At 69.5% G+C, this 26,211-nt stretch carries 23 protein-coding genes and 2 pseudogenes; 10 read left to right on the forward strand and 15 right to left on the reverse strand.

What is annotated here, in order from left to right; genetic code table 11:
- Positions 1–5 precede the first annotated feature (5 nt).
- Positions 6–197, reverse strand: a pseudogene (locus ACH4YL_RS24130) (CorA family divalent cation transporter); the annotation flags it as partial.
- A 997-nt stretch (positions 198–1,194) separates the two neighbouring features.
- Positions 1,195–2,277 carry a TerC family protein gene (locus ACH4YL_RS24135; RefSeq protein WP_398509486.1) on the reverse strand — a complete coding sequence of 361 codons (1,083 nt, stop codon included), beginning with the start codon at positions 2,275–2,277 and terminating at the stop codon, positions 1,195–1,197.
- A gap of 453 nt (positions 2,278–2,730) precedes the next feature.
- Between ACH4YL_RS24135 and ACH4YL_RS24140 the strand changes: the two genes are divergently transcribed.
- The 3 genes from ACH4YL_RS24140 (at position 2,731) to ACH4YL_RS24150 (ending at position 4,442) form a co-directional block, all read left to right on the forward strand.
- Positions 2,731–2,964, forward strand: coding sequence for a BlaI/MecI/CopY family transcriptional regulator (locus ACH4YL_RS24140; protein WP_398509487.1), 234 nt, complete (start codon positions 2,731–2,733; stop codon positions 2,962–2,964).
- A gap of 139 nt (positions 2,965–3,103) precedes the next feature.
- Positions 3,104–3,508: a BlaI/MecI/CopY family transcriptional regulator gene (locus ACH4YL_RS24145; protein WP_398509488.1), complete on the forward strand. Its 405-nt coding sequence runs from the start codon at positions 3,104–3,106 to the stop codon at positions 3,506–3,508.
- A 4-nt stretch (positions 3,509–3,512) separates the two neighbouring features.
- Complete coding sequence (locus ACH4YL_RS24150) at positions 3,513–4,442, forward strand: M56 family metallopeptidase (RefSeq protein ID WP_398509489.1); 930 nt, start codon at positions 3,513–3,515, stop codon at positions 4,440–4,442.
- Positions 4,443–4,615: 173 nt separating this feature from the next.
- Here ACH4YL_RS24150 and ACH4YL_RS24155 read toward each other — a convergent pair whose 3' ends face one another.
- Entirely contained in the window at positions 4,616–5,071 is a 456-nt protein-coding gene (locus ACH4YL_RS24155; RefSeq protein ID WP_398509490.1) for a tellurite resistance TerB family protein, read from the reverse strand.
- 104 nt (positions 5,072–5,175) lie between these two features.
- A complete protein-coding gene (locus ACH4YL_RS24160; RefSeq protein WP_398509491.1) occupies positions 5,176–6,165 on the reverse strand; it encodes a sporulation protein in 990 nt (329 codons plus the stop codon).
- 771 nt (positions 6,166–6,936) lie between these two features.
- Between ACH4YL_RS24160 and ACH4YL_RS24165 the strand changes: the two genes are divergently transcribed.
- Together ACH4YL_RS24165 and ACH4YL_RS24170 are read left to right on the forward strand one after the other, a co-directional pair.
- The gene (locus ACH4YL_RS24165; RefSeq protein ID WP_398509492.1) at positions 6,937–8,268 is read left to right on the forward strand and encodes a hemolysin family protein; all 1,332 of its coding nucleotides are present in this window, start codon (positions 6,937–6,939) and stop codon (positions 8,266–8,268) included.
- A complete protein-coding gene (locus ACH4YL_RS24170; protein ID WP_398509493.1) occupies positions 8,265–9,290 on the forward strand; it encodes a hemolysin family protein in 1,026 nt (341 codons plus the stop codon). The genes ACH4YL_RS24165 and ACH4YL_RS24170 overlap by 4 nt, the downstream gene beginning before the upstream one ends.
- 87 nt (positions 9,291–9,377) lie before the next feature.
- Here the strand turns inward: ACH4YL_RS24170 and ACH4YL_RS24175 are convergent, their stop codons facing one another.
- The 4 genes and pseudogenes from ACH4YL_RS24175 to ACH4YL_RS24190 form a co-directional block, all read right to left on the reverse strand.
- A complete protein-coding gene (locus tag ACH4YL_RS24175) occupies positions 9,378–9,638 on the reverse strand; it encodes a hypothetical protein (RefSeq protein WP_398509634.1) in 261 nt (86 codons plus the stop codon).
- Positions 9,639–9,672: 34 nt separating this feature from the next.
- Positions 9,673–9,783: pseudogene (locus ACH4YL_RS24180) on the reverse strand (transposase); the annotation flags it as partial.
- Entirely contained in the window at positions 9,753–9,986 is a 234-nt protein-coding gene (locus tag ACH4YL_RS24185) for an aldo/keto reductase (protein ID WP_398509494.1), read from the reverse strand. The gene ACH4YL_RS24185 and the pseudogene ACH4YL_RS24180, both read right to left, overlap by 31 nt.
- Positions 9,987–10,134: 148 nt before the next feature.
- Entirely contained in the window at positions 10,135–11,274 is a 1,140-nt protein-coding gene (locus tag ACH4YL_RS24190; RefSeq protein ID WP_398509495.1) for a magnesium and cobalt transport protein CorA, read from the reverse strand.
- A 166-nt stretch (positions 11,275–11,440) separates the two neighbouring features.
- Here ACH4YL_RS24190 and ACH4YL_RS24195 point away from each other — a divergent pair, with 166 nt between their 5' ends.
- A complete protein-coding gene (locus tag ACH4YL_RS24195; RefSeq protein ID WP_398509496.1) occupies positions 11,441–12,601 on the forward strand; it encodes a winged helix DNA-binding domain-containing protein in 1,161 nt (386 codons plus the stop codon).
- A gap of 8 nt (positions 12,602–12,609) precedes the next feature.
- Here ACH4YL_RS24195 and ACH4YL_RS24200 read toward each other — a convergent pair whose 3' ends face one another.
- The gene (locus tag ACH4YL_RS24200) at positions 12,610–13,254 is read right to left on the reverse strand and encodes a LysE family translocator (protein WP_398509625.1); all 645 of its coding nucleotides are present in this window, start codon (positions 13,252–13,254) and stop codon (positions 12,610–12,612) included.
- A 71-nt stretch (positions 13,255–13,325) separates the two neighbouring features.
- Between ACH4YL_RS24200 and ACH4YL_RS24205 the strand changes: the two genes are divergently transcribed.
- The gene (locus ACH4YL_RS24205; RefSeq protein ID WP_398509497.1) at positions 13,326–15,002 is read left to right on the forward strand and encodes an AMP-binding protein; all 1,677 of its coding nucleotides are present in this window, start codon (positions 13,326–13,328) and stop codon (positions 15,000–15,002) included.
- Between the two features lie 189 nt (positions 15,003–15,191).
- On the opposite strand, the gene ACH4YL_RS24210 is transcribed toward ACH4YL_RS24205, so the two are convergent.
- Together ACH4YL_RS24210 and ACH4YL_RS24215 are read right to left on the reverse strand one after the other, a co-directional pair.
- Positions 15,192–15,713, reverse strand: coding sequence for a GNAT family N-acetyltransferase (locus ACH4YL_RS24210; RefSeq protein WP_398509498.1), 522 nt, complete (start codon positions 15,711–15,713; stop codon positions 15,192–15,194).
- Between the two features lie 34 nt (positions 15,714–15,747).
- Positions 15,748–16,473, reverse strand: a complete 726-nt coding sequence (locus ACH4YL_RS24215; RefSeq protein ID WP_398509499.1) for a hypothetical protein — start codon at positions 16,471–16,473, stop codon at positions 15,748–15,750.
- Positions 16,474–16,678: 205 nt separating this feature from the next.
- Here ACH4YL_RS24215 and gcl point away from each other — a divergent pair, with 205 nt between their 5' ends.
- The 3 genes from gcl (at position 16,679) to ACH4YL_RS24230 (ending at position 21,240) form a co-directional block, all read left to right on the forward strand.
- Entirely contained in the window at positions 16,679–18,457 is a 1,779-nt protein-coding gene (gcl, locus tag ACH4YL_RS24220; RefSeq protein ID WP_398509500.1) for a glyoxylate carboligase, read from the forward strand.
- Positions 18,458–18,617: 160 nt separating this feature from the next.
- Positions 18,618–18,971: a hypothetical protein gene (locus tag ACH4YL_RS24225; RefSeq protein WP_398509501.1), complete on the forward strand. Its 354-nt coding sequence runs from the start codon at positions 18,618–18,620 to the stop codon at positions 18,969–18,971.
- 34 nt (positions 18,972–19,005) lie between these two features.
- Positions 19,006–21,240, forward strand: coding sequence for an ATP-binding protein (locus ACH4YL_RS24230; protein ID WP_398509502.1), 2,235 nt, complete (start codon positions 19,006–19,008; stop codon positions 21,238–21,240).
- A 529-nt stretch (positions 21,241–21,769) separates the two neighbouring features.
- On the opposite strand, the gene ACH4YL_RS24235 is transcribed toward ACH4YL_RS24230, so the two are convergent.
- The 4 genes from ACH4YL_RS24235 to ACH4YL_RS24250 form a co-directional block, all read right to left on the reverse strand.
- Positions 21,770–23,227, reverse strand: coding sequence for a catalase (locus tag ACH4YL_RS24235; RefSeq protein ID WP_398509503.1), 1,458 nt, complete (start codon positions 23,225–23,227; stop codon positions 21,770–21,772).
- A gap of 174 nt (positions 23,228–23,401) precedes the next feature.
- The gene (locus ACH4YL_RS24240) at positions 23,402–24,316 is read right to left on the reverse strand and encodes a 2-hydroxy-3-oxopropionate reductase (RefSeq protein WP_398509504.1); all 915 of its coding nucleotides are present in this window, start codon (positions 24,314–24,316) and stop codon (positions 23,402–23,404) included.
- A 43-nt stretch (positions 24,317–24,359) separates the two neighbouring features.
- Complete coding sequence (locus ACH4YL_RS24245) at positions 24,360–25,217, reverse strand: TIM barrel protein (protein ID WP_398509505.1); 858 nt, start codon at positions 25,215–25,217, stop codon at positions 24,360–24,362.
- 157 nt (positions 25,218–25,374) lie between these two features.
- Complete coding sequence (locus tag ACH4YL_RS24250) at positions 25,375–26,193, reverse strand: hypothetical protein (RefSeq protein WP_398509506.1); 819 nt, start codon at positions 26,191–26,193, stop codon at positions 25,375–25,377.
- Positions 26,194–26,211: the final 18 nt, after the last annotated feature.

Raw genomic sequence — 26,211 nt, forward strand, 5'->3', positions numbered from 1 at the left:
GGATCCTATAGCCAGCCCCGCCGCTTGAAAATCACGTACAAACTGACGCAAACAACCCCCATCAGGCCGATCGCGAAGGGGTAACCGAACCGCCAACTCAACTCAGGCATGTGCTCAAAGTTCATGCCATAGACAGTTCCGACGAGCGTCGGAGCAAAGAGGATCGCCGCCCACGACGAAATCTTCTTGAAGGTGTCTACCCCATGGCGCTGACCTGCGGAAATGCGGCTACAGTCGCCTCTGACCTGCGCGGATGAGTCTTTCGGCATCTTTCAAGCCCGTATCGCGTTACGCAGTCGATTCTCCCCACGCGCTCCCCAGCACGCTCCATGCTCCCCAGATTCTCCCCAAGGATGGCGCGCGTCGCGGGCAGGGACGACGTGGGAAGCCAGTCCATCCGCGGCACGGCCTGAGGCGCGCTCCGTGACTGTCGGGGACAGGGGGCCCGTGACCGGTCCGGATCTTGGCCGAGTGAGCTGCTGACTCCACCGCGAGGCGGCTCTCCGGGCGAGCACATGTACTGACAGCGTCGGACGCTGCGGCAGGCACGCCAGACCAACTCCCCGCTGGTGGCAGGCGGCAGGAGTGAAGAACGCCCCAGTTCCTGTCCCTGAGCGACAGTGGGGGGAAGCACGCGGTTGGACCGGCACCGATCTCAACGCTCTCCTCGCTGCCCGTTCCGGCATCGCGAGACCGTGCTGGTTGCCATGGAACCCTTGGCGGGGCACTGCTGCGGCCGATCGATCGGCCGCAGCGCCCGATGCGGACACAGAGTCGCCGGGCCGGTCCCGTCACGAAGGCTCTGTCTCCCGCTGTCCGGGCTCCTGCCGTTCCGGTCCGTCGCGTTCCGGCTCCTTGCGCACCCACTCCGGCTCGAACTCCGGACAGTCGGGGTTGTGGCAGGGGCCCGGAGCCCAGAGGGGGACGAAGGTCCCAAGCGTCTTGTGTCGCTTGACCACTGTGGTCACGGGGTGTTTGCAGGCGGGGCAGACGTGTCCGGCCTGCGATCCGGTGTCACGCTCTTTGCTGCGCATACATCCAGAATAGGTTGATTGCAATAAAATGGAACAAATTTTGTAGTGGCTTTGTGGCGCAGACGCCGACGCGATGCCGTCGCGACTGCCCGGAGTGTCGGCGGCAATGCAGAACGTCGGGCAAGCCGAGCCAAGGGCGACTGCATGGCGGGTGACTTGGTCAGCTGTCCTGCGGCGGGTCGCCCGGCCGCCGGGTCTCGTCCGCCCCGGCCCCCGGCTCCCGTCCATCCGCCGGAAGGTGCTCGTCAGCCGAGTCGGCGGCGACGCCGTTCCCGTTCCGTCCGGCCGGGGCAGTTCCTTCCTCGGCAGGCTGGATGGGGCGCCTGATGCTCAGGCCGATGGACACGCCCAGGACTGTGACGATGACCGCCAGGCTGAGCGGTGACGGGATCTCCGGGATGCTGCTGTTGATCGTCTTGTGGGATGCCTGGAGGATCAGCTTCACGCCGATGAAGGCGAGGATCAGTGCGATGCCTTTGCTCAGGTAGTGGAATCGGTCCAGCAGGCCCGCGAGCAGGAAGTACAGCGCCCGCAGACCGAGGATGGCGAACGCGTTGCTGGTATAGACAATGAAGGCGTCGTCGCTGACCGCGAGCACGGCCGGCACGCTGTCCACGGCGAAGATGAGGTCGGCTGCCTCGATGGCGGCGACGACGGCGAGCAGCGGGGTGGCGACGCGTTTACCGGCCTCTTTGACAAAGAACTTCATCCCGGCGTACTCGTCCCGAACGGGCATGACCTTGCGCAGCAGCCGCACTGCGAAGCTCTTGCCCGGGTCGAAGCTTTCCTCTTCCCCCTTGAGGATTTTGTAGGTGCTGTAGAACAGGACCGCCGCGAAGGCGAACAGCACCGCGGTGAAGCGGCTGACCACGGCGACACCGGCGGCCAGGAAGATTCCGCGGAACACCAGAGCGCCCATGACGCCGAAGAAAAGCACGCGGTGCTGGTAGGCGCGCGGCACTCTGAAGTAGGCGAAGATCAGCGCGAAGACGAACAGATTGTCGACCGACAGGCTCTTCTCCAGCAGCCACGCGGTGGTGTACTCCACCCCTGGCGTCGTGCCCAGGACGAGGAAGACGACCGCGCCGAAGACGAGGGCGAGGCTGACCCATACTCCACTCCAGGCTGCGGCTTCCTTGAACCCGATGACATGCGCCTCCCGGTGCGCCAGCAGGTCCACGGCCAGCGACACCAGCACGGTGACGGCGAACGCCGCCCACAGCCAGAATGGGACATCGAGCACCGGGGGACCCCTAATCGGGGGGTGAGAAACGGAATGCTCCTTCAGTGGAAAGTCTGAACCAGTGCGTCACCCTTGTCGCCCGCATCCGCCACGGTGGCGCGCTCGAGCCAGGCTGTGGTCGGTCGTAGGTGCGGCTGTGTGTCCACACAGCCGGATACCACGGCCTCGGCAACCGGCCGGGGATGCCCGCTCGACAGCCCCCAGGTTCCCCGTCCGCCTTCGTTCGGCCACAGGGTGCCTTAGGTGCCTGCCTGGGTGTAGTCAGCAGCGCAGGTCACCTCTACACCACCCGGCCCGACGGGCCCCGGCTGCCGTGCCCTGCGTCCTGCTCGGGCCTTGGATACGTGACGGCGGAGTCAAGAATCTACAACGGCGTAGAAGGTGATGGGATGGATGGGCGTCGTGAACGTGTGCGCCGGAAGTCCCTTCGCCCGCATCCGGCAGCCGTGACGGATGGGACAGCCAGGTGGGCAGGAACCAGGACAAGCCTCTTCTGTGTGGAGTGCCGTAGTCGACGAAGCCGGGCTGGCAGCCCGGCGGATGCACCAGGTGCTTGATGGAGGGAGTGACCGGCAGGCCGTGCTGAGCCGGTTCGTCGCCGAACTGTCGCCGGACGAGGAGAAGTCGCTGCGGACCCGGCTCGGCCCCGACGCATCGCGTGACCCGGGCAGTCGTCCAGGGAACTGATGCGGACACCGCGGCCGCGAGGGCGTAGACGTCGGTAGCGCCAACGCCCGTCGAACGGAGACCGACGGCCGGACCATGACTCAGTACGATGAACCGCCGCTGCGGCAGCACGCGGGGCGGAAGGCGGAAGGGAGAGGGTATGGCGGATCACGACAAGGGCGTCGCCGGACAGCATCCCCGACGGCGGGGCCAGGGCGAGTTGGAGGCGCAGGTGCTTGCCGCGCTGCGTCAGTCGCCGGGGCCGGTGAATGCCGCCTGGGTGCAGGAGCGGCTCGGTAGCGATCTGGCGTACACGACGGTGATGACCATCCTGACCCGCCTGCACACAAAGGGGGCGGTCGCCCGGGAGCGGGCCGGCCGGTCCTTCGAGTGGACCCCGGTAGCCGACGAGGCCGGACTCGCCGCGCTGCGCATGAGGAAGGTCCTGGACGCCGAGACGGACCGGGAAGCTGTCCTGACCAGCTTCGTCACCGCCCTGTCGCCGGGCGATGAGCGGCTGCTACGAGACCTACTGGCCCAGACGGCCGGCGAGGAGGAAGACTGAGGGCATGGGGGTCTTCGTCTTCCTGCCACTTGTACTGCCCTTAACGGCATGGCCGATCGCGCGCCTGGCCGAACAGCACCTCCATCCGCGCGCCGCCACCTGGCTGCTGACCACCGTTGCTGCCGTGCTCGCGATGTGCAGCACGCTGTGCCTGGCGCTGCTGATGGTGGTCGGCACCGCCCAACTGCCGGGCAATCCGCTGCCGGACGGCTGGTCGGACCCCGAGGTGCGCGAGGCGGTTCCGTACGACGAAGTCGCGGGCAAGGCTGCCATCCCCGCCCTGATCGTCGTGATCACGGCGTGTACGCGGGCGGCGTGGCGGCACCACCGGGTGCGACGCCGGGCCGACAGGGCGCTGGCGGGGCTGCCCGCCGCGTCGGTGGCGGTGCTGCCGGACGAGATGCCGTATGCCTACGCGCTGCCGGGCAGGCGGGACCGGATCGTGGTGACCACCGGGATGCTTGCCGCGCTGAGTGCATCCGAGCGCCGGGCCTTGTTCGCCCATGAGCGCGCCCATCTGACCGCCCGTCATCACCGGTTCCTGCTGGCGGTGCAGTTCGCGGCGCGGGCGAACCCGTTCCTGCGGCCACTCCGTACGGCTGTGATGTACACCGCCGAGCGATGGGCGGACGAGGAGGCGGCCGCCGCCGTCGGCAGCCGGCGCGTCGTGGCGCGGTCGGTCGGCAAGGCGGCGCTGGTCTCGCGCGGAGCGCCCGTGGCGACGCTGGCGGGCTTCGCGTCCCCAGGGCCGGTGCCGCGCCGGGTGGCTGCGCTGCTCAGGCCGACCCCCGCCGCACGCAGCTGGCCGCCGCTCTTCACTGCGGTGGGCCTGGCGGCGTGGGGAGCGGCGGCAGGCACCATGGTCTCCGCGCTGTCCTCGGCGAACTCGGCCGTCACGCTGTTCTTCATCCTGAAGACGGCGACCCCGCTGTAGAGAATCAGGGGCAGGACGCGATCGGGTCGCCGGAGATCTCCTGCCTGTTTCCTCTCGATACCTGTTGTGCTGGGCGGATGCCGCCCATGCCTGCCAGAAGAGGGCCGGGGCCGCAACCCCGCAGGGCGAGGACCTGCCGTGAAGACGGAAGGCCTCGCCGTGCGGGATGGGGTCTAGAGGTCGAACTCGTGCGGCGGCAGGTCGAGCGCGTAGCAGGCTTCGCGGACGATGGCCTGCTCGTCCTTGTCGAAGTCGCCGTCGGCGCCGCCGATGACGATGCCGATCTGGATCACGGCACGGGCCTCGGCCGGCTTCTTCTTGGCCTTGCCGATCTCCTGCAGGACGGTGACCTTGCCGAAGTCGAAGTCCGCGGTCAACTTGTCGCAGTTGTCGTCGAAGCGGCGCTGGAGGTCCTCGGCGGGGAAGTTCTGCAGCACCTCGTTGCTCGCGATGAGCTGGGCCACCTTGCGCCGCTCGGACGGGTCGATGGTGCCGTCGGCGGCGGCGACCAGCGCGCACATCGCCATGCTGGCGTCGCGGAAGGCACCGCTCTTGAGGTCGTTCTTCTTGGCGTTGAGCTGGGTCTGCATCGTCGATGCGGACTCCTTGATGCGGTCCCACAGGGCCATGAGAACTCCGTACGTGTCAGGGCGGCTTGGGCCGGAAAAGGGACGGCCCGGACCACCACTCTTTCTACATTGATGTAGAAGTTACCAGGGTCGGCAAGGGAGCCTCAGCCTTCGCCTCCCTCTTCCTCGTCGCCTTCGAAGAAGTCCCCGACCTCGTCGACGACTTCGGTCGCGGCCATCCCGCCGGCCAGCCCCGCCGCACCTGCCGCAACGACCGTGCCCATGCCAGGGCCGGAGCGATGACTGTGTCCGTCGCCGTGGCGGTGATCGCCATGGCCGCGGTGGCTGCCGTTCCCGTACGAGCCGTGGGGACCGTAGGAGGCGCGGTACTCCGCCAGTTGACGGATCCAGGCGTCGACATCGGCGATCCAGTCGCGGTGCTGGATCTCGTGGGGGCCGACGGTGAAGCGGGTCACCGCGTCGTGGCCCTCGGAGAAGAAGCCGCCGCGCTTGTCCGCCTCCAGGATCACCTCCATCCCGCCCGGGTTGGCGAGGAAGGTCAGCTCGATCTCGTTGACTGCCTGCGCGTACTGCGGGGACGGGGCGAGTTCGATCTCCTGGTAGAAGGGGAGTTGCTGGCCGGTGCCGCGGATCCGGCCGTACTCGAGGTCGGCGGACTTGAAGTCGAAGCCGAGCTGGCCGAGGGCTTCGAGAACCGCCTCCTGGGCGGGCAGCGGTCGCACCGTGAGTGGGTCGAGGTCGCCCTTGTCCTTCGCGTCGGCCACCTCCAGTTCGGTGCGCACGCCGAGTGCGACCCCGAGGCTCTGGCCGTGCAGTTCGGTGACCGGGGTCTCCCACGGCAGCCTCACGGTGAAGGCAACGCTGCGCTGCTCGCCTTCGGCGAGGTGGAAGTGGCCGCCGAGGGTGAACCGGTCGAAGACGACCGTCCCGTGGGACTCTCCGCCGTCGTGCTCGGCCTCGACGCGGGCCACAAGCTCCAGGGTGATCTGTTCGATCGTGAAGTCGGCGTTGCCGCCCTTGAGATGGACCTGTCCGCTGAGGCTGCCGCCGGGCAGGACCGCACCCGCATCGAGGACCGTGTCCACCGCGGGCCTGCCCGCGCCGAGCGAGCCGAGCAGTCGTTTGAACACCATCGTGGCGTTCACTCCTTCATGTGTACGTGTGTTTGCGCAGCGGGCCGGTGTATTCCGGGAGCCGTGGAATGCACCGGTCCGCAGATCTTGGTTACTTGACCGACGTGTTGAGCACGGCTGCCAGGGCCTGCGCCCAGCGCGCGTACTTCAGGTCGGCCAGATCGGCGACCGTCTTGACGCCGAACGTCTCATCGAGGAGTTCGCCGTCCCGGTCCGAGACCGCCTTGGGCGCGGCGACGGGAGCGGCGAGGATTTCCTTCAGGCTCTTGTCCGGTTACACCTTGTCCAGCACCTTGTCCGGGTCAATCGAATCCACGACAGCTCTCCCGGGGCATTGCGGATGGAGATGAGGATGCGCGCGACGCACCCGGCCGGGGGCGGTGGGCTGTCCATCGTGGCGCGCCCCTTCCGGCCGGTCGTCCCGTCGCCCGCACGGGGGCAGCCGAGAACATCCGGGCCGACCCTCGCATTTTCTACACGGCTGTAGAAGCATAGGGGTAGGTGCCCCGCAGAGGCGGCATCCCGGCGGCGTGGAGGAGAAAGTCCGAAAAGCGTCCGGCCGGGAGTCGAAGCAACCCGATGAAGAGATTTTGCCGACCCTTTACGATGAGTTCGGGGACACTGCCGCCCCAGCCACCAGCGCAACACCCGTGGATCCGCCCGATCCACCGAGCCAAGAAGGAGCAGCAGACCCGCAATGGGTGAACCTCCCAGTCCTCACCGTGCCACGCCCTGCCCGCAGAGTCCGAGCCGGGGAGCGGGGGTGGCACGGTGACCGAAGTCCTGCTGCTGCTCCTCTCGCTGGCCCTGACGCTGGCGTGCGCGGTGTTCGTCGCCGCCGAGTTCTCCCTCACCACCGTCGAGCGCAGTGAGCTCGAGCGCGCCGCCGCGGCGGGTGAGCGCGGCGCCGAGGGCGCCCTGAAGGCTGCCAAGCGCCTGACCTTCCAGCTGTCCGGTGCCCAGCTGGGCATCACTGTGACGTCGCTGGTGATCGGCATGCTCGCCGAGCCCTCGCTGGCCGCGCTGCTGCGCGGCCCGCTGGAAGCGGCCGGGCTGCCCTCCGGGGCGGTCTCCACGGTGGCCACCCTGCTCGGTGTCACCATCGCCACCGTGGTGCTGATGGTGGTCGGCGAGCTGGTCCCCAAGAACTGGGCAATCTCCAGCCCGCTGGCGGTCGCCAAGGTCGTGGCCGGCCCGCAGCGCGGCTTCACCGCCGCCTTCGCGCCGCTGATCCGGCACCTGAACGAGACCGCGAACCGCCTGGTGCGCCGCTTCGGCCTGGAACCGCAGGAAGAGCTGGCCTCCGCCCGCACGCCGGAGGAACTGGTCGCGCTCGCCCGGCACTCCGCCCGCCAGGGCGCGATCGAGGCGGACTCGGCCGAGCTGTTCGTCCGCACCCTGCACCTGGCCGAACTGACCGCGGAGAACGTGATGACCCCGCGCGTGGACGTGCAGGCCCTGGAAGCCCACGCCACCGCCGCCGACGCCGCAGACCTGACCCTGGCCACCGGCCTGTCCCGCTTCCCCGTCTACCGCGACAGCCTCGACGAGGTGATCGGCACCCTCCACATCCGCGACGTCCTCGCCCTGGAGGCGGACAAGCGGGCCATGACTCCGGTTACCGACCTAATCACTCCGCCGCTGCTGGTGCCGCACTCACTGCCGGTGGACACGCTGCTCGGGCGGCTGCGCAAGGCCCGCGTCATGGCCGTGATCATCGATGAGTACGGCGGCACCGCCGGCGTCACCACCGTCGAGGACATCGTCGAAGAGGTCGTCGGCGAGGTGCGCGACGAACACGACCCCATCGAAGCCCCCGACCTCCTCCGGGCCCCGGACCAGGACGGCCGTCCGGTCTGGGAGGCCGACGGCAGCGTCCGCCTCGACCAGCTCGCAGACATCGGCCTGGCCGCACCCGAAGGCCCGTACGAGACCCTGGCCGGCCTGATCGCCACCCGGCTCGCACGCATCCCCGCCCAGGGCGACACCATCACCGTCGGCGGCTGGGACCTTTTCGTCGTCGATGTCCAGCACCACCGCGCCGACCGGGTCTCCATCACCGCGCCCGCCGGTTCCACCACCCTCAAGGAACAGGGCCGATGACCACGATCCAGCTGCTGATCGGCGCCTTCACCCTGGTCACCAACGCATTCTTCGTCGGCGGTGAGTTCGCACTGATCTCAGTGCGCCGAAGCCAGATCGAACCGGCCGCCCTCAAGGGCAACCTGCGTGCGAAGACCACACTGTGGGGTCTTGAGCACCTCTCGGCGATGATGGCCACCGCCCAGCTCGGCATCACCGTGTCCTCACTGGTGCTGGGCGCGGTCGCCGAACCGGCCATCGCGCACCTGCTGGAACCCCCCTTCCACGCCATCGGCATCCCCGACGCGCTGATCCACCCGATCGCGTTCGTCATCGCGCTGACCCTGGCCACGTATCTGCACATGCTGTTCGGCGAGATGGTGCCGAAGAACATCGCGCTCGCCGCACCCGCGCCGACCGCACTGTTGCTCGGCCCGCCGCTCGTCGCCCTCACCCGGGCCTTGCGGCCGGTCATCTTCGGGATCAACGCCTTCGCTAACGCCCTGCTGCGGCTGATGAACGTCGAACCCAAGAACGAGGTCGCCTCCGTTTTCACCGACGGCGAACTTGCCCGGCTGGTCAAGGACTCCAGCGCCGCCGGCCTGCTCGACCCCGAAGACGGCGAACGCCTCCAGGACGCACTGGAACTCGGCACACGCCCAGTCGGCGAAGTGATGGTGCCGCTCGACAAGATGATCACCGTCGGCCACGATGCCACCCCGCAGGGCCTGGAACGGGCGGCCGCCGCCAACGGCTTCTCCCGCCTCCCGGTGATCGGACCCGGCGAGGCGATCCTGGGCTACCTCCACATCAAGGACGCCCTCGGTGCCGCCGACCGCACCCAGCCCTTCCCCCGCACCTCCCTGCACCCCATCACCAAGGTCGCCATCGACACCCCCCTGGACGACACCATGACCGCCATGCGCGCCGCCGGAACCCACCTCGCCGCCGTCACCGGCAACAAGGACACCGTCATCGGCTTCGTCACCATGGAAGACGTCCTCGAAGAACTCGTCGGCACCGCCCACGACCCCAGCGCCTGACCCCGCTCGCACACGATGGCCGTCACCCGCACCGGGTGACGGCCATCGGCTGGCCTCCCCCTCAAGGCCGGTACGCGCGAAGCCGCTTCACCCCGAAACGGCATGTCCGTCACATCCGGCTCCGGCGCGGGGTGGTACAGGCCCGCGCAGACGGGGGTTCACGATGAGGTGGGCACCCCACCGCTCGCCCACACCGGTACCGGCTGCGAACACGCGGTCCCCGTTCACCCACCAGACGACGGACCGGGCGTCGAACTCGACCTTCAGGTCCACCCAGGCGCCCGGCTCGATGCCCGGGTGGCGGTAGTAGCGGCAGCCGCCGTTCACATGGCTCGAAAGCTCCAGCACATCCGGATTGTCCGGGTGGTATTCGAAGACATGGGGCGGCGTCGGCGATGATGAACGCGTCCTTCGCGTCGGCCTTGGCGTCGCCGGCGTAGAGGTCGGCGATCCGCCGCATCGTCAGCCCCGGCAGATAGGCGACCGGGCAGCCCATGACCTGAGATCGGTCAGCCGCCCCTCGGCGCTGCGGCGGTACTTGCCGGTGAGCAGACCGCCGCCGAGCGGGGACCACAGGGCGGCGCAGAGTCCCAGGCTTTCGGCCATCGGCAGCAGCTCGCGGTCGGGGGTCCTCTCGACGAGGCTGTACTCGATCTGATTCCCCCCGGAATCTCCCCAGCGTTCGCTGGTGTTCAAAAGACCTGGTCAGAGGCTCGTCGAAAATAGGGCGAGGAGATCACCCGCATCATTTCTCCCCACGGGCTCCCCAGAGCCTGTTGCGGCTCTGTTTTCGGCAGGTGCGAGAGCAAACAGTGCGAGTAGCTTCAGGAGCGAGTGCAGGATCCTATAGCCAGCCCCGCCGCTTGAAAATCACGTACAAACTGACGCAAACAACCCCCATCAGGCCGATCGCGAAGGGGTAACCGAACCGCCAACTCAACTCAGGCATGTGCTCAAAGTTCATGCCATAGATAGTTCCGACGAGCGTCGGAGCAAAGAGGATTGCCGCCCACGACGAAATCTTCTTGATCTCCTCGTTCTGCTCGATGCCGGCCTGCGCCATCGACCGCATTTCCTCGTTCTGCTGCTGCGTCACCAGCGTTGCGTTCACCGTGAGGATGTCCGCGAGCGCCTGGCGGAAGCTGTCGACGCGCTCGCTCGTGTGCGTGACATGGTCGGCGACGTCCCGCAGATAGCGCTGCAGTTCCTCGTCCGTGCCGTACTTCGCGAAGCCCGCCATCAGGGCGTGGAGCATGCCGACCAGCGGGCGGGTGGCGCGCTGGAACTCGACCATTTCGCGGGCGAGTTCGTAGATACGGCGGGAGACCGCCGGGTCTCCGCCGAAGACCTGGGTCTCGATCTCGTCGATGTCGTTCTGGACACCGGCGACGACCGGGGCGTACCCGTCGACCACCGCGTCCAGGATCGCGTACAGCACCGCTTCCGGGCCGAGCGCCAGGAGTTCGGGAGTGCCCTCCATGCGGCGGCGTACCGCCGACAGGTCTGGGGCCGCGCCGTGGCGGACCGTGATCAGGAAGTCCTTGCCGACGAAGACATGCAGTTCGCCGAAGTCGACCTCCTCCTGCGCGTCGAGATAGCGGGCCGCGCGCAGGACGACGAAGAGCGTGTCGCCGTAGCGCTCCAGCTTCGGGCGCTGATGCGCCTCCATCGCGTCCTCGACGGCCAGTTCGTGCAGGTCGAACTCGGTGGCCAGCGAGAAGAGTTCGGACTCGGTGGGGCGGTGCAGCCCGATCCAGGCCATGCCGTCCGGGTACTCGCCCAGCTGGCGATAGGTCTCGGCGAGCGAGTCGGGCGCCGAGACGCGGCGGCCGTCGCGGTAGAGCGCCGCCTGGACGATGGTGCCCTGCTCCTTGTCCACGGGGGAGGGGGCGCCGGGATCGCCCTGCGCGGCCTCCGGCGGCGGCGGGTTCGCGGGGATGAGCGGGCGACGGCGCCACTGCGGGCGTTTCGGAGTCAGCGGCATCGCGCTCTCACCTCCCACGTCGGGCACACGGCGCGGCCCGCCCGCGCCTGTACGGCCTCGTGCAGGATAACCGTGTCGAATTGCCCCGGCGCGACGGACGCCAGGTCATGAACGCGAGCGGTCTTGCGGACAGAGCCTGTCCGCAAGGCTGAGTAGCGTGATGTGCATGGCCTCGAAGACGACGAACAACTCGAAGACGGCGAACAAGACGACGCACCCCGTGCTCGGCAAGCGCGCCCTCAACCGCGCCACCCTCGACCGTCAGCTGCTGCTGCGCCGCGTCCCCCGGTCCGAGATGTCCGTCAAAGCGGCCGTCGAGCACCTCGTCGGCCTCCAGGCGCAGAATGTGAAGCCGCCGTATTACGCACTCGCCGCCCGCCTGGACGCGTTCGACCCCGAAGAGCTCTCCGCGCTGATGGCATCCCGTGAGGTCGCCCGCCTGGTCACCATGCGGTCCACCATCCATACGCACTCCGCCGATGACTGCCTGGCGCTGCGGCCCCTCATGCAGGCCGGCGGGCCGGACCGCGAGCTGAAGATCTTCCAGGCCCGGGGCGGGCTGGCCGGCGTCGGCACGGACCGTCTCGCGGCGCTCGGCCGCGAGCTGGTCGAGGAGGAGCCGATGACCATGAAGCAGCTGCGAGAGGCGCTGCTGAAGGAGTGGCCGGACGCCGATCCTTTTTCGCTCTCCGTCGCCGTCCGCTGCGTGCTTCCGCTGGTGCAGATCACGCCGCGCGGCCTGTGGGGCCGCAGCGGTCAGGTCACGCTGACCACGGCCGAGCACTGGTTCGGGCGCAACGCACAGCCGGCCGCCTCGGCGGACGATGCCGTGCTGCGCTATCTGGCCGCCTTCGGGCCCGCGTCGGTCAAGGACATGCAGACCTGGTGCGGGCTGACCCGGATGCGGGAGGTCTTCGAGCGGCTGCGGCCCGGGCTCGCCGTCTTCCAGGACGAGAAGGGCGTCGAGCTCTTCGACCTCCCGGACGCGCCCAGGCCGGACGCCGAGACCCCGGCGCCGCCGCGTTTCCTGCCCGAGTTCGACAATCTGCTGCTCTCGCACGCCGACCGCAGCCGCGTGCTGGGCGGGGAGCAAAAGGGCCGCACCTGGCGGGGCAACCAGGCGTACAGCACGCTGCTCGTCGACGGCTTCCTGGCCGGGATCTGGCAGCTGGCCGAGACGAAGGAGTCGGCGACGCTGACCGTGCAGGTATTCGGGAAGCTGACGCGGGCGCAGCGGGACGAGGTGACCGAGGAGGCGGAGCGCATGCTGACCACGATGTCGGCGACGACGGCGTACGACATCCGCTTCGAGACGTTTCTGAGCTAGCTCAGGGCTCAGTCCGAGCGGCCCGTCGCCGCCACCGTCACACCCAGGCCGATCATCGCGAACCCGCCCGCGCCGCCGACCAGCGACAGCCTCCGCTCCGAACGCGCGAACCAGCCGCGGGCCGCCGCCGCGCCCAGGCCCCACAGCGTGTCGGTGACCAGACCGATCGCGATCGGGACCAGGCCCAGCAGCAGCATCTGCGCGGGCAGACTGCCCGCCGAGTGGTCCACGAACTGCGGCAGCACCGCGGCGAAGAAGACGATGCCCTTGGGATTGGTGACGCCGACCAGGATGCCGTCCACCACCGTGCGGACATCGCCCCGCGCGGGCCCGGCCGGGGCGGACATGTCGGAGACCTTCATGTCCTTGCGGTGCCGGAAGGCCTGCACTCCGAGGAAGACCAGATAGGCCGCGCCCGCCAGCTTCACCGCCAGGAAGACCGTCGCCGACCTTTCCACCAGCGCACCGATGCCCAGCGCGACGGCCACCACCAGGACGTACGAGCCGAAGACATTGCCGAGAGCGGTGGCGACCGCCGTCCGGCGGCCGTGGGCCAGCCCGCGGCCGATCACGAAGAGCACGCTCGGTCCCGGGATCACGATCACGAGCAGGGACATCGCGGCGAAGGCGAGGAAACGGTCGGCGGACACCATGGCGTCATTGTGCTGGGTCACCTCGTATCGGGGTAGTGGGATCTCCGTCGGGTTCTTGATGAGGAGGACGCATGGGGCAAGGCAGCGCTACGGAGGAGTTCCGGGCGGCACGGGACTTCCTGCTGCGGCACCGGGAGGACTACAGAGCGGCATACGAGGGCTTCGTATGGCCGCGCCCGGAGCGGTTCAACTGGGCGCTGGACTGGTTCGACGTGATCGCGGACGGCAATGACCGCACGGCGCTGCACATCGTCGACGAGGACGGCCGCGAGACCCAGACCTCCTTCGCCGAGATGTCCGTACGCTCCGACCGCGTGGCCAACTGGCTGCGCGCCCAGGGCGTCCGTGCCGGGGACCGCATCCTCGTCATGCTCGGCAACCAGCAGGAGCTGTGGGAGAGCGCGCTCGCCGCCATGAAGCTGCGGGCCGTCGTCATCCCGGCGACCCCGCTGCTCGGCCCGCTCGATCTGCGGGACCGCGTCGAGCGCGGCCGCGCGGCGCATGTGCTCGTACGCTCCGAGGACACCGCGAAGTTCGCCGAGGTGCCCGGCGACTACACGAGGATCGCGGTGGGCGAACCGGTCCACGGCTGGCGTTCCTACGAGGAGGCGTACGCGGCCGACGCCGGCTTCCGGCCGGACGGTGTCACAGCCGCCGACGACCCTCTGATGCTGTACTTCACCTCCGGCACGACGGCCCGCCCCAAGCTCGTCGAGCACACCCATGTGTCGTATCCCGTGGGCCACTTGGCGACCATGTACTGGATCGGACTCCGGCCCGGCGACGTGCATCTGAACATCTCCTCGCCGGGCTGGGCCAAGCACGCCTGGTCCAATCTCTTCGCGCCGTGGAACGCCGAGGCGACGGTCTTCATCCACAACTACACGCGCTTCGACGCGGGCCGGCTGATGGCGGAGATGGACCGGGCCGGCGTGACCAGTTTCTGCGCACCGCCGACGGTGTGGCGGATGCTGATCCAGGAGGACCTCGGTCTGTTGCGCACGCCGCCGCGCGAGGTCGTCGCCGCCGGTGAGCCGCTCAATCCGGAGGTCATCGAGACCGTCCGCCGCGAGTGGGGAGTCATCATCCGGGACGGATTCGGGCAGACGGAGACGGCCGTCCAGGTCGCCAACAGCCCGGGCCAGCTCCTCAAGGCCGGTTCGATGGGCCGGCCGAGCCCCGGCTACCGGGTGGAGCTGCTGGATGCGGTGACCGGCGAGCCCGGCGCGGCCGAGGGCGAGATCTCACTCGATCTTCTCGACCGGCCGGTCGGTCTGATGACCGGCTACCACGGAGACCCGGAACGCACGGCCGAGTCGATGGCGGGCGGCTTCTACCGCACCGGCGACATCGGCGCCCGCGACGCCGACGGCTACATCACCTACATCGGGCGCTCCGACGACGTCTTCAAGGCGTCCGACTACAAGATCTCGCCGTTCGAGCTGGAGAGTGCGCTGCTGGAGCACGAGGCGGTGGCGGAGGCGGCGGTGGTGCCCGCGCCGGACGCGCTGCGGCTCGCCGTCCCGAAGGCGTACATCGTGCTGGCGGAGGGCTGGGAGCCTGGGCCGGACACGGCGAAGCTGCTCTTCGAGCACTCGCGCGCCGTCCTCGCGCCGTACAAGCGCGTCCGCCGCATCGAGTTCGCGGAGCTGCCGAAGACCGTCTCGGGCAAGATCCGCCGGATCGAGCTGCGCGAGCGTACGGCCGGGGGCTCGAGCGCGGAGTACGCCGAAGGAGACCTGCGCTAGGGCCTGTCGTTTGGATCAGGCCGGATCAGCGAGCGGGGTCTGGCGCGTGCAGCTGCAAGGCGGAGGAAGGAGCCACTGCGGAGCATTGGCGACTGACGACAACGCAGCAGATGTGCGTGTCAGGGCACGCGAGCCGGGCAAGATCCGAACGACAGGCCCTAGGTCCAATGACACCGCCCCACGGGTGGCTCAGAGCTCGCGGCGCATGCAGACGCGTGGCCAGCGGTCCAGGCCGTGGGCCTTCTCCAGGCGTCTGATCTCCCGCAGTCCTTCGGTGAGTTCGGACTCGTCGAGCGTGCGGAAGCCGAGCCGGGCGTAGTACGGCGCGTTCCACGGGACCTCGGCGAAGGTCGTCAGTGTCAGCGCCGTACGGCCGTCGGCTCCGGCGCGCGCGGCGAGGTGGTCGATCAGCGCGCTGCCCATGCCCCGGCGGGCGGCGGCGGGATGGACCGAGATCTGCTCGACATGGGCGGCGGCGTCGATCTCGTCGTGGAGCAGATACGCCACCGGACGGCCGTCCTCGGCGTCATCGGCGTCCTCGGCACAGACCCAGGCGCGGCCCGCGCTGCGGTAGTGCTCCAGTACCTCGACCGGCAGCGGATCGTCGTCGGCGATCGCGGCCATGCCCAGTGCACGGAACGGCTCGCCGGCCGCTCGCTCGATGTCCTGGAGCAGGGTCAGCTCGGAGCGTGCGGCCGGTCGGATACGCATACGGGAAGTATGGCGCGGGCGCCGGAGGCCGGTGTCACGCGCCCATGGAGACCAGTTCGTCCGCCGGGCCGTTGACCGGCTGCGGGCTGCCCGTGAGATCCATGATGAACAGCGGGATGCCCAGGTCGTCCGCGCGGCTTCTGGCATCGTCCGCGTAACCCGCGAGTGAGAAGAAGACGCTCGCCGCGGAGGAGTTCAGCCCGTTCAGCCACAGGCACTCCACGGAACGCAGATTCGCGGGTCGGGTCGACGGCTCGACCTGGGCCACCAGGCCGGGGCCGCGCAGGTCGATCCCGGACGAGGGCCTGACCTCCGGCTGCACGATGTCCCGGAAGCCCAGCCACTTCAGATAGAGCGCGGCGGCGGTCACCGCGTCGCGCGCGGTGCGGATGGTGACCGGGCGGAACGAGGGCCGCGGCACCGTCGCCGTGCGGGGCAGCGGGATGTGCGACGGCGAGGCGACGGTCAGGCCTCGGAGTGTCGTCGGGACCGGCGTGCTCACCGGGCGCACCGGGATGCGCAGCACCGTCCCGCAGGGGCAGCCGAGCTCAGGCTGCGGCCAGTGGTCCTGCCTTCCGCACTCCGTGCAGCGAACCGTCACCCAGTCGTCCAGCCAGGTGCGGCGCGTGATCGGCTCCGTGGGAGCGGCGCGCAGCAGCGGCGGCGCGAGCGGGGCTCCGCACGCGCACGGATAGACCGGTGCTGCATACAGATGCTCGCGGCGGCAGGACGGACAGCGCACCGGCACTGTGTCCGCCATCGCGCTACCCCCTCTTTCCTCGTACTCCTGTCCATCGTCCAACAAGTGCGCGGCCTTGGGGAGGGAGTTCGGCCATCCCTTGACTCCATACCGTGGGCGTCCTACATTGCTTCCGTATAGCAGAACAATACTTCCGCAATACGGAATAGCGGCTCTTGAGTGACGCAACAGAGCCCGACTCCGCCTGGCCGAAGCAGGAGCACCCATGCCTCGTATGACCGCTGCGCGTGCAGCAGTTGAGATCCTCAAGCGCGAAGGCGTCACGAACGCGTTCGGTGTGCCGGGCGCGGCGATCAACCCCTTCTACAAGGCCCTCCAGGAAGGCGGCGGCATCGACCACACGCTCGCCCGCCACGTCGAGGGCGCCTCTCACATGGCGGAGGGCTACACCCGCGCCAACCCCGGCAACATCGGGGTCTGCATCGGTACGTCGGGCCCCGCGGGCACCGACATGATCACCGGCCTCTACTCCGCCATCGGCGACTCGATCCCGATCCTGTGCATCACCGGCCAGGCGCCGACCGCGGTGATCCACAAGGAGGACTTCCAGGCCGTCGACATCGCCTCGATCGCCAAGCCGGTCACCAAGGCGGCCACCACGGTCCTGGAGGCCGCGCAGGTCCCCGGCGTCTTCCAGCAGGCCTTCCACCTGATGCGCTCGGGCCGTCCCGGACCGGTCCTGATCGACCTGCCGATAGACGTCCAGCTGACGGAGATCGAGTTCGACCCGGAGACGTACGAGCCGCTGGCGGTCTACAAGCCGGCCGCGACCCGCGCCCAGATCGAGAAGGCGGTGTCCTTCCTCCTCGACTCGGAGCGGCCGCTGATCGTCGCGGGCGGCGGCATCATCAACGCCGACGCGTCCGACCTGCTGGTCGAGTTCGCCGAGATCACCGGCACCCCGGTCATCCCGACCCTGATGGGCTGGGGCACCATCGCCGACGACCACGAGCTGAACGCCGGCATGGTCGGCCTGCAGACCTCGCACCGCTACGGCAACGCGACGTTCCTCGAGTCGGACTTCGTCCTCGGCATCGGCAACCGCTGGGCCAACCGCCACACCGGTGGCCTGGACGTCTACACCAAGGGCCGCAAGTTCGTCCATGTCGACATCGAGCCCACCCAGATCGGCAAGATCTTCGCGCCCGACTACGGCATCGCGTCCGACGCCAAGGCCGCGCTGGAGCTCTTCGTCGAGGTGGCCAAGGAACTCAAGGCCGCGGGCAGGCTGCCGGACCGCTCCGAATGGGCCGCCTCGGCCCAGGAGCGCAAGGCCACCCTTCAGCGCCGTACGCACTTCGACAACGTGCCGATGAAGCCGCAGCGCGTGTACGAGGAGATGAACAAGGCCTTCGGCCCTCAGACGCGGTACGTCACCACCATCGGCCTCTCGCAGATCGCCGGCGCGCAGATGCTGCACGTCTACAAGCCGCGCCACTGGATCAACTGCGGCCAGGCGGGCCCGCTCGGCTGGACGATCCCGGCCGCGCTGGGTGTCGCCACCGCCGACCCGGAGGCCACGGTCGTCGCGCTCTCCGGCGACTACGACTTCCAGTTCATGCTGGAGGAACTGGCGGTCGGCGCGCAGCACCGGATCCCGTACGTCCATGTCCTGGTGAACAACGCCTACCTGGGCCTGATCCGTCAGGCGCAGCGCAACTTGGACATCAACTTCCAGGTCAATCTGGAGTTCGAGAACATCAACTCCCCGGAGCTGGGCGTCTACGGCGTCGACCATGTCAAGGTCGTCGAGGGCCTCGGCTGCAAGGCGATCCGCGTCACCGAGCCGGACCAACTGCTGGCGGCCTTCGAGGAGGCCAAGAAGCTGGCGGCGGAGTACCGCGTGCCGGTGGTCGTCGAGGCGATCCTGGAGCGGGTCACCAATATCTCCATGGGCGTCCAGATCGACGGCGTGAACGAGTGGGAGGACCTGGCGACGGAACCGGGCCACGCCCCGACGTCGATCAGGCCGCTGAAGGTCTGACACTTTCGCGTCCACGCGCACAGGCCCCCGGGACTCCGACGACGGAGTCCCGGGGGCCTGATGCCGTGTTCCCAGACCGGCCGGAGCCTGGAACCCTTGAAGTGAGGGGAACACGACGGGAGGGGCCGCGGTGGTGCGAGCGGGTCGGTGGTTATTGGCGGTGACAGCATCGGTCGCGGCGTTCGGCATCTGTCTTTGGCTGGCCGGATCCGCCTCCTTCGGATGGCTTCCGCGCACGGAGACCGAACGCTGGGCGATCGCTGCCGCGTTCGCCGCGGTGGTCGCGGGCGCGGTAGGAGCGCCGCTCGGATGGTGGGCGGGACGCGAGACGCGAGGCGGCAGCGTGGTCCAGAAGGCGACGGCGACGGGCGATTCACGGACCACTCAGGTCGGCGGCAGCCGGGGTACCGCAGGCGGTTCCCTGCCCCCGGGTGGCGTGGAGCAGCAGGCCGAATCGTCGGGCTCGGCGCGCATCACACAGATCGGTGGCGACCAGCACCCGACGGGGCCGTAGCCGGATGGCGGGGGAGATGCGCCGGACGCGGCGCATGGAGCAGCACGCCCGCGCCCTGGGAACGGGACGGGTGGAACAGGTCGCCGGCGACCAGTACAACTTCCTGACCGCGGGCACCGGCCCCGTACCGCAGGCCACCGCCGCGCTCCCGGCCGGCCCGGCTCATCTGGTCGGGCGGACGGGTGAGGCGGAGCAGCTGCTGGAACTTCTCGACCCCGCGGGCCAGGGCCCCTCCGCCGCCGTCGTCGTCTTTGCGGTGTCCGGACTCGCCGGCATCGGCAAGACGGCGCTGGCGCTGCATGTCGCGCACGAGGCGGTCGTACGCAACTGGTACCCCGGCGGTGTCCTGTTCGTGAACCTGCGCGGCTACGACCCCGAGGGCCAGGTCACCGGCGGGCAGGCACTTGCCGCGCTGCTGCGGGCACTCGGCGTACGTGAAGAGGACCTGCCCTCCACGACGGACGAGCAGGCGGCCGTGTACCGCTCCGAACTGGCCCGCATGGCCGACCAGGGCCGAAGAGTCCTCGTGGTGGCGGACAACGCCTCCACGGCCGCGCAGGTCAGTGCCCTCATCCCCGCCCGCAGGGAACACCGGCTGCTGGTCACCTCCCGGGACATCCTGGCGGCCCTCCCCGCCCGCCAGCTCGGCCTCGACGAACTCGCGCCGGATCCGGCCCGTGAACTCATCGGCACCAGCCTCACCCGCGCGCGTCCCGACGACACTCGCCCTGCGCGCGAGTGTGAGGCACTGGAAGAGGTCGTACGGCACTGCGGCAGGCTCCCGCTCGCGCTGGAGATCGCGGCGGCCCGGCTCACGGGAGACCCGGGCTTCTCTCTGGCCGAACTGGCCTCCGAACTCGCGGACACCCGCGGCCGCCTGGAGCACCTGCGCTACGACGACGGCGGCCATTCCCTCGCGGTCCGGGCCGCGTTCGAGGGTTCGTACCGTCGACTCGATCCCGAACAGGCCCTGCTCTTTCGGCTGTTGTCCCTCAACCCCGGCCCGGACGTGTCCACCGACTCGGCCGGAGCCCTGATCGGCCGCCCGGCCCGCGGCCTGCTCGCGGGCCTCGCGCGTACCGCACTGCTGAGCGAGCAGCCGGTGGGCGGAGGGCGATGGCGGATGCACGACCTGATCCGGCTGTACGCGGCGGAACTGGCGGAGGGGGACAGTGCGCAGGCGCGGGCGAAGGCGGTGGACCGGCTGCTGGAGCACTACTCCACGACCTTCGAAGCCGCGAGCGCGCTCCTGGCGGACCTGCCTCAGGAGCGCAACGGTCGGCGGTTCGGCAGCCGCAGTGAAGCGCTCGGCTGGATCAGGAGCGAGCGCGCGAACCTCACCGCTGCCGCCCTGACCTTCTCCGGGAGCCATCCGGACGTCGTGGTGCGCATCGCCTTCGAACTTGGGTTCCGCCTCTTCCAGTGGCGTTACTTCGACGACGGAACCGCTGTGACGGAGGCGGCGCTGGCAGTGGTCGACGGTCACGGAACGGCGAGCGACCGGGGCGGGCTCCACACCATCCTCGGCATGGCGCACTTCGGGGCCGGGCGGCGGGCGGAGGCCGTCGTCGCGACACAGGAGTCCATCAGGATCTACCGGGAACTCGCCCGGTACCAGCCTGACTTCGAACGTCTGGTGGGACGTTCCCTCGCGAACCTCGGCATCCAGGAGAGCGATCCGGAACTGCGCCGGGTGGCCGCCGAAGAGGCCGTGTCCATCGGACGCCGATGGACACGCGGGGACGACCCCGCACACCTCGAGGTGGAACTCGCGGGAGCACTGCACAACCTCAGCGTTGCGCTCGCGGACCTGGGCCGGCACGCGGAGGCCGTCGCACCCGCACAGGAAGCCGTGGAGATCCGCAGACGCCAGGCACAGGCGGCCCCGGGGGCCTTCCAGAGGTGGTTCGCCGACACGTTGATCCATCTCAGCGCGAAGCTGTTGAAGGCGGGCAGACCGGAAGACGCCGTGCTGCGGGCCGTCGAGGGCGTGGACGTCTTCAGGCAGCTGGCCGCGGAGGATGTCAGGGCGCACGAGCACGCCCTGTGCGACGCGCTCAGCAGACTTGGGCTCGCGCTCGCCGCCGTGGGGCGACTGGAGGAAGCGTGCGAACTCCACGCAGACGCCGCGGAGGTGGCCGCGCATCTGGGCGACAACGCCGAGGAAGCCCTGGTGCTGAGGGAACTTGCCGACGTCCTGGCGCGTCGCGCTGCGGGGCGCGGAATGCGGCGGCGCATCGGAAGGCGCAGGAGCCCGGGTGGTTCGTAGGCCGTCCACCTGGCCGTGATGGCCGCCCGACGGCGCGAGGCTGGCGCGACAGTACATTCGCACCGCCGGGCGGAGCTAAGGGCCTTTCGTCTGGATCTTGCCGGGCTCGCGTGCCCTGGCACCGCGCCTCGCCGCGTTGTCGTCGGTCGGCATGGCTCCGCCATGCCTCCCTCCTCCGCCTTGCGATCCACGGCACCAGAGCCCGCTCACTGATCCGGCCTGACCCAGACGACAGACCCTAGATGGCTGGGACCGCGGCGGCGGCGATTGGTCCCGCAGTCGCTTCCTTCTGGTCAAGAAGCGGCTGCGGAGCCTTCACCACCGCACTGGCATCGCACGACCGCCGCGGCCCTAGGTCGTGTCCGCAACGTCTCGCCTGACATGCGACGCCCTCCGGGCGGACGGCGATACTTTGCGGACACTCCCCAGCCTCCGCCCGCCCCGCAGACCACCCCTCATCGGGGTCCGCGGAGCGAGCTGGGCGCCCGGTGTCTGACCTCCCGTCAGGGCCGGGCGCTGCTCTGCCCGGTCAGTCCTCGCGCAGGGCGCGGACCGCCTCTTCGACGCGCTTGCCGTAGTCGGCGTCGGCGGCGTGGAAGTGGGCGAGGTTCTTCTCGATCACGTCGTCGCGCGTGACCTGGGACAGGCCGCCGGCGATGTTCGCGATCAGACGGGACTTCTCCTCCGCCGACATCAGCCGGTAGAGCTCACCGGCCTGGAAGAAGTGGTCGTCCTTGACGTGGGACGGGGCCGCGTGGGTGCCGGTCCAGCCCTGGACGGCGAGCGGGGCCGAGAGTGCGGTGTCCGACTGCGCGGGGCCGGAGTGCGAGTTGGGCTCGTAGTTCTTGTCGTGGCGCGAGCCGTTGCGGGTGGCCATCAGGCCGTCGCGGCCGTAGTTTTCGGCCGTCGTCGCCTTCGGCGCGTTCACCGGCAGCTGGGTGTGGTTGACGCCCAGCCGGTAGCGGTGTGCGTCCGCGTACGCGAACAGCCGGCCCTGCAGCATCTTGTCCGGCGAAGGGCCGATGCCCGGCACGAAGTTGTTCGGCGAGAACGCGGCCTGCTCGACCTCGGCGAAGACATTGTCGGGGTTGCGGTCGAGGACCAGCCGGCCCACCCGCTGCAGCGGGTAGTCGCTGTGCGGCCACACCTTCGTGAGGTCGAACGGGTTGAAGCGGTACTCCGCCGCCTCGGCCGCGGGCATGATCTGCACGTACAGCGTCCAGGACGGGTTGACGCCGCGCTCGATGGCCTGCAGCAGGTCCGTCTGGTGGCTGTTGGCGTCCTTGCCGGCGAGTTCGGCGGCCTGCTCGGAGGAGAGGCAGCGGATGCCCTGGTTCGTCTTGAAGTGGTACTTGACGAAGAAGGCCTCGCCCGCCGCGTTCGTCCACTGGTAGGTGTGCGAGCCGTAGCCGTTCATGTGGCGGTACGAGGCGGGGATGCCGCGGTCGCCCATCAGCCAGGTGATCTGGTGCGTCGCCTCGGGCGCGTGCGCCCAGAAGTCCCAGACGTTGTCCGGCTCCTGCTTGCCCGTGAACGGGTCGCGCTTCTGCGAGTGGATGAAGTCCGGGAACTTGATCGGGTCCTGGATGAAGAACACCGGGGTGTTGTTGCCGACGAGGTCGTAGTTGCCCTCGTCGGTGTAGAACTTCAGCGCGAAGCCGCGCGGGTCGCGGACCGCGTCCGCGCCGCCGAGCGAGTCGGCGACGGTGGAGAAGCGGAGGAAGGTCTCCGTGCGCCGGCCGACCTCGGACAGGAAGTCGGCCCTGGTGAAGCCGGTGACGTCGTCGGTCACCTCGAAGTAGCCGTACGCGCCGGAGCCGCGGGCGTGCACCACGCGCTCCGGGATGCGCTCGCGGTTGAAGCGGGCGAGCTTCTCCAGCAGGTGCTGGTCCTGCAGGAGGAGCGGGCCACCGACGCCGGCGGTGGCTGAGTTCTGGTTGTCGGCGACCGGGGCGCCTGACTCGGTCGTGAGCACACGCTGCGTCATGGTGGCGGGATTGACCTTCCGTGCTGGGGCTGCTGACGGCCCCTGGAGCGTAAATTCACAGAGAACGACGCGTCAACAATTTGTTGAAAACGAAGGATGGTGTTCCGGGTGGCGCCGGCGCCTGGGCGCGACAGGACAGGTGTCAGCGCCGGCGCCACCCGGAAATCTGGGGGATCAGACCTGCGAGCCCGAGAGGCGCTCGACGGAGCGCAGCAGGGCCGAGTGGTCCAGGCCGCCGTCACCCTGCGCGCGCAGGGACGCGACCAGCTGGGCGACCACGGCGCCGACCGGCAGGGCCGCGCCGACATTGCGGGCGGCGTCGGTGACGATGCCCATGTCCTTGTGGTGCAGGTCGATCCGGAAGCCGGGCTTGAAGTCCCGGTTCAGGAAGTTGTCCTTCTTGCGGGTCAGGACCGTGGAGCCGGCCAGGCCGCCGCCCAGGACGTCGAGGGCGGCCGACAGGTTCACGCCGGACTTCTCCAGGAAGACCACGGCCTCGGCGCACGCCTGGATGTTGACCGCGACGATCAGCTGGTTGGCGGCCTTCACCGTCTGGCCGGAGCCGTGCGGGCCGCAGAGCACGATGGTCTTGCCGAGCGCCTCGAGGATCGGCAGGGCGCTGTCGAAGTCGGCCTGCTCGCCGCCGACCATGATGGAGAGCACGGCCTCGATGGCGCCGGCCTCGCCGCCGGACACCGGGGCGTCCAGCACGCGGATCCCCTTGCCGGCGGCGTTCTTCGCCAGGTCGACCGAGGTCTGCGGGGTGATCGAGGACATGTCGATCAGCAGCGCGCCCTGCTTGGCGTTCTCCAGGATGCCGTCCGCGCCGTACGAGATGGCCTCGACCTGCGGGGAGGCGGGCACCATCGTGATGATGACGTCGGCGTCCTTGACGGCGGCGGCGATCGAGGGCGCGACGGTGCCGCCGGCCGCGGCCAGCCGGTCCAGCTTGTCCTGCTCCAGCGTGAAGCCGGTGACGGAGTAGCCCGCCTTGATCAGGTTCTCGGACATGGGGGAGCCCATGATGCCGAGGCCGATCCAGGCAATCGCCGGACGGGTGGGCTGGGAGGAATCAGCGAGATTGCTCATGGTGAGGGTGCCTCTCAAAACCTGGTGGTACGGGAAGAAGTGGTCAGCGCGCCGCGCGGGCGTCGGCCGGGAGCCAGTCGAAGGACTCGGCGCTCGGGCGGTCGCCGGCCTTGTACTCCAGGCCGACCCAGCCCTCGTAGCCCGCCTTCTTCAGGCGGCCCAGCAGCTCGGCCAGCGGCAGCGAGCCCGTGCCCGGCGCGCCGCGGCCCGGGTTGTCGGCGATCTGGACGTGGCCGGTCTTGTCGGCGTACGCGTCGATGACCTGGTTGACGTCCTCGCCGTTCATCGACAGGTGGTAGATGTCGAGGAGGAATGTCGCGTTTCCGAGCCCGGTCGCCGCGTTGACCTTGTCGACGACCTCGATCGCGGACTGGGCGCTCACCAGCGGGTAGAGCGGCGACTCCGGCTTGTTGAGGGTCTCGATCAGCAGGGTCGCGCCGATGCGGTCGGCCGCGCGGGCCGCCAGGACGAGGTTCTCCAGGGCGAGTTCGTCCTGGACGGCCGGGTCGACACCCTCCACGCGGTTGCCGTACAGCGCGTTGAGCGCCTTGCAGCCCACCGAGGCGGCGAAGTCCGCGGCCACGTCGATATTGGCGCGGAAGCGGTCGGACTCCTCGCCGGGCACGGAGAGCGCGCCACGGTCGGGACCGGGCAGCTGTCCGGCGTAGAAGTTCAGTCCCACCAGCTGTGTGCCCGCGTCGTCGAGCGCCTTCTTGAGGGCGTCGAGCTCGGCCTGCGGCGGAGTGGGGGTCTCGATCCAGGGCCACCACAGCTCGACCGCGGTGAAGCCCGCCACGGCGGCTGCCGCCGGGCGCTCCAGGAGCGGGAGTTCCGTGAAGAGGATCGACAGGTTCACATCGAAGCGCTGGTCCGTGACTGCGCCTTCTGAGAAGCGGGCCATGAGGGGCGGCGCTCCTTCCGTATTGCGGAAGTTTGTTTCTGCTTAATGGAAGATTGCCTGGAGTGGGGGAGGGCTGTCAAGACGCGGCCACAAAAAAGCCCCGCCGGGGCACCCTGGGTGCCCCGGCGGGGATGGACCGCCGTACGGATTCGTAGCGCTAGAGCGCGTCCACGGCACTCACCTTCCAGCCGTCGGAGGTGAGCGTGAGCGTCATGCGCACCCGGTTCAGATCGACGCGGGGCCCCGGGACCTGGGTACTCCTGGTGACCTGATTGACGAAGAGCAGCACCACGGCCCGCTCCGGCGAGGCCGACACCACCGAGGCCGCCGGGGCACCACCGCCCGGTGGCCGCACCACCGTCGCCTTGACCACGCCCTGGTACTTCGTGGCGGTCGGCGCCACCACCGCCGTGGTCGTCTTCCGGTACTCGTCGCGGAAGGAGCCGGTGAGATGGCCGCGCGCCGCCGCGAAGTCGCGCTCCAGGTGCCGGTAGTCGTACGACAGGACGACCGGCGCGGCCTTCTGCGCGGCTGCGAGAGCCTGCGTCCGTGCCCGCTCCGCCTGTCGGCCGTCGCCGTACTGCAGGCCGAGCACCGTGCTCGCGGCCAGTCCGGCCACGACGGCGAGGGCGAGCACGGCACTGATCAGCACTCGGCGGCGCCCGTGCGAGCGCCCGGCGGCGGCTTCCTCCGACCCGGCGGAGGCCGAAAGGGGTGCCGGGAGCGGATCGGCCGGATCCGGGTCCCCCCAGTCAGGTGCCTCCCAGTCCGGCTCGGCCGCCTCCGACGCCGTCGGCTCCTCGTCTTCCACGTGCACGGTCCGCCCGGCCACCACGGGCTCAGCCGGCCCTGTCGCGGGGGCGTCCGCGTCCGTGCCCGCACGCTCGGTGCGCCTTGCCGCCGCGCGGGCGGCCGCGGTCATGGAGCGGCGGGCGGGCGAGCCGACGCCGCGGCCTCGGAGGGTCTGGTTTGCCACGGTCTCTCTCCTCACAGT

The sequence above is a fragment of the Streptomyces sp. NPDC020681 genome (assembly GCF_044334895.1).
Taxonomy (GTDB): Bacteria; Actinomycetota; Actinomycetes; order Streptomycetales; family Streptomycetaceae; genus Streptomyces.

Coding starts and splice junctions, on each gene's coding strand:
- ACH4YL_RS24140 (WP_398509487.1), top strand. CDS start 2,731: ATGGGACAGCCAGGTGGGCAGGAACCAGGACAAGCCTCTTCTGTGTGG.
- ACH4YL_RS24145 (WP_398509488.1), top strand. CDS start 3,104: ATGGCGGATCACGACAAGGGCGTCGCCGGACAGCATCCCCGACGGCGG.
- ACH4YL_RS24150 (WP_398509489.1), top strand. CDS start 3,513: ATGGGGGTCTTCGTCTTCCTGCCACTTGTACTGCCCTTAACGGCATGG.
- ACH4YL_RS24155 (WP_398509490.1), bottom strand. CDS start 5,071: ATGGCCCTGTGGGACCGCATCAAGGAGTCCGCATCGACGATGCAGACC.
- ACH4YL_RS24160 (WP_398509491.1), bottom strand. CDS start 6,165: ATGGTGTTCAAACGACTGCTCGGCTCGCTCGGCGCGGGCAGGCCCGCG.
- ACH4YL_RS24170 (WP_398509493.1), top strand. CDS start 8,265: ATGACCACGATCCAGCTGCTGATCGGCGCCTTCACCCTGGTCACCAAC.
- ACH4YL_RS24190 (WP_398509495.1), bottom strand. CDS start 11,274: ATGCCGCTGACTCCGAAACGCCCGCAGTGGCGCCGTCGCCCGCTCATC.
- ACH4YL_RS24195 (WP_398509496.1), top strand. CDS start 11,441: ATGGCCTCGAAGACGACGAACAACTCGAAGACGGCGAACAAGACGACG.
- ACH4YL_RS24200 (WP_398509625.1), bottom strand. CDS start 13,254: ATGGTGTCCGCCGACCGTTTCCTCGCCTTCGCCGCGATGTCCCTGCTC.
- ACH4YL_RS24205 (WP_398509497.1), top strand. CDS start 13,326: ATGGGGCAAGGCAGCGCTACGGAGGAGTTCCGGGCGGCACGGGACTTC.
- ACH4YL_RS24210 (WP_398509498.1), bottom strand. CDS start 15,713: ATGCGTATCCGACCGGCCGCACGCTCCGAGCTGACCCTGCTCCAGGAC.
- ACH4YL_RS24215 (WP_398509499.1), bottom strand. CDS start 16,473: ATGGCGGACACAGTGCCGGTGCGCTGTCCGTCCTGCCGCCGCGAGCAT.
- gcl (WP_398509500.1), top strand. CDS start 16,679: ATGCCTCGTATGACCGCTGCGCGTGCAGCAGTTGAGATCCTCAAGCGC.
- ACH4YL_RS24230 (WP_398509502.1), top strand. CDS start 19,006: ATGGAGCAGCACGCCCGCGCCCTGGGAACGGGACGGGTGGAACAGGTC.
- ACH4YL_RS24235 (WP_398509503.1), bottom strand. CDS start 23,227: ATGACGCAGCGTGTGCTCACGACCGAGTCAGGCGCCCCGGTCGCCGAC.
- ACH4YL_RS24240 (WP_398509504.1), bottom strand. CDS start 24,316: ATGAGCAATCTCGCTGATTCCTCCCAGCCCACCCGTCCGGCGATTGCC.
- ACH4YL_RS24245 (WP_398509505.1), bottom strand. CDS start 25,217: ATGGCCCGCTTCTCAGAAGGCGCAGTCACGGACCAGCGCTTCGATGTG.